Source organism: Aeromonas sp. QDB18, assembly GCF_027705325.1.
GTDB classification, from domain to species: Bacteria; Pseudomonadota; Gammaproteobacteria; order Enterobacterales; family Aeromonadaceae; genus Aeromonas; species Aeromonas caviae.
Window position 1 is genome coordinate 1 of the sequence record NZ_JAPDBQ010000235.1, and the last position, 3171, is coordinate 3171.

Genomic DNA, 3171 nt, shown 5'->3' on the forward strand with positions numbered 1-3171 from the left:
CTGGTTCGTGCCACAGGGGTGGCAAGCAGATAGCCATAATGGGCATGACCGTTCTTCAAGTTGACACAAACCCAATTGGATAACTGCTGCCGCCCACAGGGGACAAGCCCCTGATGGACGGACGGGCGCAGTTACCCACCTCGCCAAGCCTCTCTCTATGATTAAATCTAGGGCTCAAAGAAGGCGGCCAGAGGCCGCGAAAAAGGATGTCGGCAAGGCCTCCGCAGTCAGCAGGCTCTCCTATCTTTCGCTGCGCTTCAAGATAGGAGAGCCCTCCTGCTTGGCTATGTCAAAAATGACGTAGTTACGCTGGATAAGCTCGCCTTGCTCTGGACTATCGAGGCCGTTTGCGACGACTCCCTCTCACGCGCTCCAGAGACACATCCCGTCCTGCTGCATCTGCTTCAGTCCCCACCTATGGGCCGGACTACCGCGCCGTGTTTAAAGAGCTGGCCGTGGTTGGTTCCCCGTTACGCTCTACTGGCAAATGCCTCTGGATTGCGAGCCCAGAGAGGCTGTGATGCGCGATCGCACGCTGGGCAGTATGTGAGATTTCCCCGTTCTGCCCGACCAACCACACCCACACACGGCAACAAACTCATGCTTCCAATCCGTGCGGGTACGACAAAGCGCCAAAGGTGGTGGCCTTCGGTAACGGGCGTATAGAGGGAATTAGCTTGAAAGATACGGCATGTAGCCGCTAAACTTGTTGGGACTTTAGGTAGCTGCTTCCCTCTTACGGAGCCGTTACCGGGTGAGAGGAGCGTCAACTCCGCATCACCTTCGAACAAACCGCCTGCCAGGGCGGTTTTTTCGTTTCTGGCGGACACGTTACGCTGGATCCCGATGGATCGTCAAATTTTCCATATGAATTGTGGCATTAGCAGCACATAAAGTGCTTTCATGCCGCCAAGAATACAGCTCGACATCGGGTTGAAAGGACACAACATGCAAAAAACCAACACAACTCCACCATCTTGCGTAGAGCGGATACAACGTCCTGAACCACTGATACTGCGCGGTTCAACCATTTTTGAAGGTGATGCACTTACTGTGTTACGCCGTTTACCCTCTAACTCCGTCCGCTGTGTTGTAACTTCACCTCCCTATTGGGGACTGCGTGACTATGGTATTGATGAGCAAATCGGCCTTGAAGGCACAATGTCTCAATTCTTGATCAGATTGGTGGCCGTTTTTGCAGAGGTAAAGCGAGTTTTAACTGATGATGGCACACTCTGGCTTAACATCGGTGACGGCTACACCAGCGGCAATCGCGGCTATAGAGCACCAGACAAAAAGAATCCAGCACGAGCTATGTCTGTTCGCCCGGACACACCTGAAGGTCTAAAACCTAAAGACCTGATAGGCATACCATGGCGCCTAGCATTCGCCTTGCAGTCTGATGGTTGGTATCTACGCAGTGACATCGTATGGCACAAGCCAAACGCAATGCCAGAAAGCGTGAAAGATCGACCTGCCCGATCACATGAATTCCTCTTCATGTTCACCAAGTCTGAAAAGTATTTCTATGACTGGCAATCTGTACGAGAACCAACTGAAAACGGCAGTCTACGTAATCGCCGCTCAGTTTGGCATGTGAACACTAAGCCGTTTGCTGGCTCCCACTTTGCGACCTTCCCGCCAGACCTTATACGGCCTTGCATCCAAGCATCAACCGAACCCGGAGACTACGTTCTGGATCCGTTTTTTGGTTCAGGAACCGTGGGCCTCGTTTGTCAGGAAGAAAATCGACAGTACGTGGGTGTAGAACTTAACCCCGAATATGTAGCCTTAGCAGCAGATCGCCTGCAAGGGCAAAACAGCAATGTAATAAGGATCGATGCTGCATGACGAAAACTAAAAAGATCCAGCTCCCTCCGCCGGAACTTCAAATAGACTTCGCCTTTGCTCTGAAGCGATTCAGAGATATTTACCTGCAAAACTCCTTGCTAGAAACAGTGCGAGATATGGATATCGTTGAGCTGGACAAACAGCTTTCCCAGTACGTCCCGAGAAAAGACTTAGCGACTCTGGCACAGTTTGGTTTAAGGGCAGAGCTGCTGTTTGCAGTCCCCTCATTGCTGGAAAAAAAACCCTACCTTATCGGTTATTACCGCCTACTTATGGGTTATAGCCAGAAAGAGTTTTACGGTAGCGATAAAGGGTTTGGTGTCGGCCACTTCAAAGGCATGGAAGAAAAAGGGAAAATCAGCAAAACCGCCGCAGAGGACCTACCTACGCTATGCCAAGCTTTCTGCGAAACGGCATCTGCACTCTTGGATGGTGTCGGCCCGCTGCGCGTCAGCCGGGAGTTACTGGATGACCTAACCCTACTGACCGTTGGTCCGCAACTTAGAGGTGGAGCGAATAACGTACGCGGAACCAGAGGCATAGAGGAAGTATTCGAGATTATTAGAGAAATTGTTGCACATTCGGCAGAGGTAATAGACAGATCAATTAAGGTAAACAGCGCCACTGGCCGCCCATTTTTGATCGGCTTTGCCCCAGATCCAGACATCATCATCCAAGAAGAGATGGATCCCGGACATTACCGTAACGTTGTCGCAATTGAAGTAAAGAGCGGCACCGATGTATCTAATATACATAACCGTATTGGTGAGGCTGAAAAAAGCCATCAAAAAGCCCGGCAACGAGGTTTTACAGAATGCTGGACGGTTGTTAATGTAGGTCGATTGGATATGGATAAAGCATATAGCGAATCTCCATCGACAGATAGATTCTATTCCTTGGCGGCACTTTCAAGTAGAACTGGCGAGGAATACGACGACTTTCGCAGAAGAGTGGTATCCCTAACGGCCATACCGACCGCAAATACGAACAAGTAACCCCTGCACTAAAATCAGCCCACATCATACTGATGTGGGCTGACGCCATGATGTCTAAAAGTGCACAACAGACTCCAGATTATCTGTGCGCATAACGCCTTTTATGTTCAATTGCCGATTTCACCTGGGAAAACGGCGATCTCGTCCCGTTCCGGCCAGTCAGGTCGGCAAACGCCCCCTCATCCAGGTCTGTTCTGGCCGGATTGGGGCTGAAAGTTTGTGACGGTTTGGAAGGACGAATCTCCCCTCCGGTGAGCCGATCCGGTTTCAGCCCAAAACCGGCATGAACCGCCTGTTTTTCCCTGGTGACGGGGACGCCCCCTCG

General features: G+C 51.1%; 3 protein-coding genes. 2 read left to right on the top strand and 1 reads right to left on the bottom strand.

Annotated features, from left to right (window positions below; translation table 11 throughout):
• Window positions 1-948 precede the first annotated feature (948 nt).
• Together OKC30_RS20315 and OKC30_RS20320 are read left to right on the top strand one after the other, a co-directional pair.
• Entirely contained in the window at window positions 949-1851 is a 903-nt protein-coding gene (locus tag OKC30_RS20315; RefSeq protein WP_270668574.1) for a DNA-methyltransferase, read from the top strand.
• The gene (locus tag OKC30_RS20320; protein ID WP_270668575.1) at window positions 1848-2846 is read left to right on the top strand and encodes an XcyI family restriction endonuclease; all 999 of its coding nucleotides are present in this window, start codon (window positions 1848-1850) and stop codon (window positions 2844-2846) included. The genes OKC30_RS20315 and OKC30_RS20320 overlap by 4 nt, the downstream gene beginning before the upstream one ends.
• 79 nt (window positions 2847-2925) lie before the next feature.
• Here the strand turns inward: OKC30_RS20320 and OKC30_RS20325 are convergent.
• A partial coding sequence (locus OKC30_RS20325; RefSeq protein ID WP_270809412.1) for a hypothetical protein occupies window positions 2926-3171 on the bottom strand: 246 nt, incomplete at its 5' end.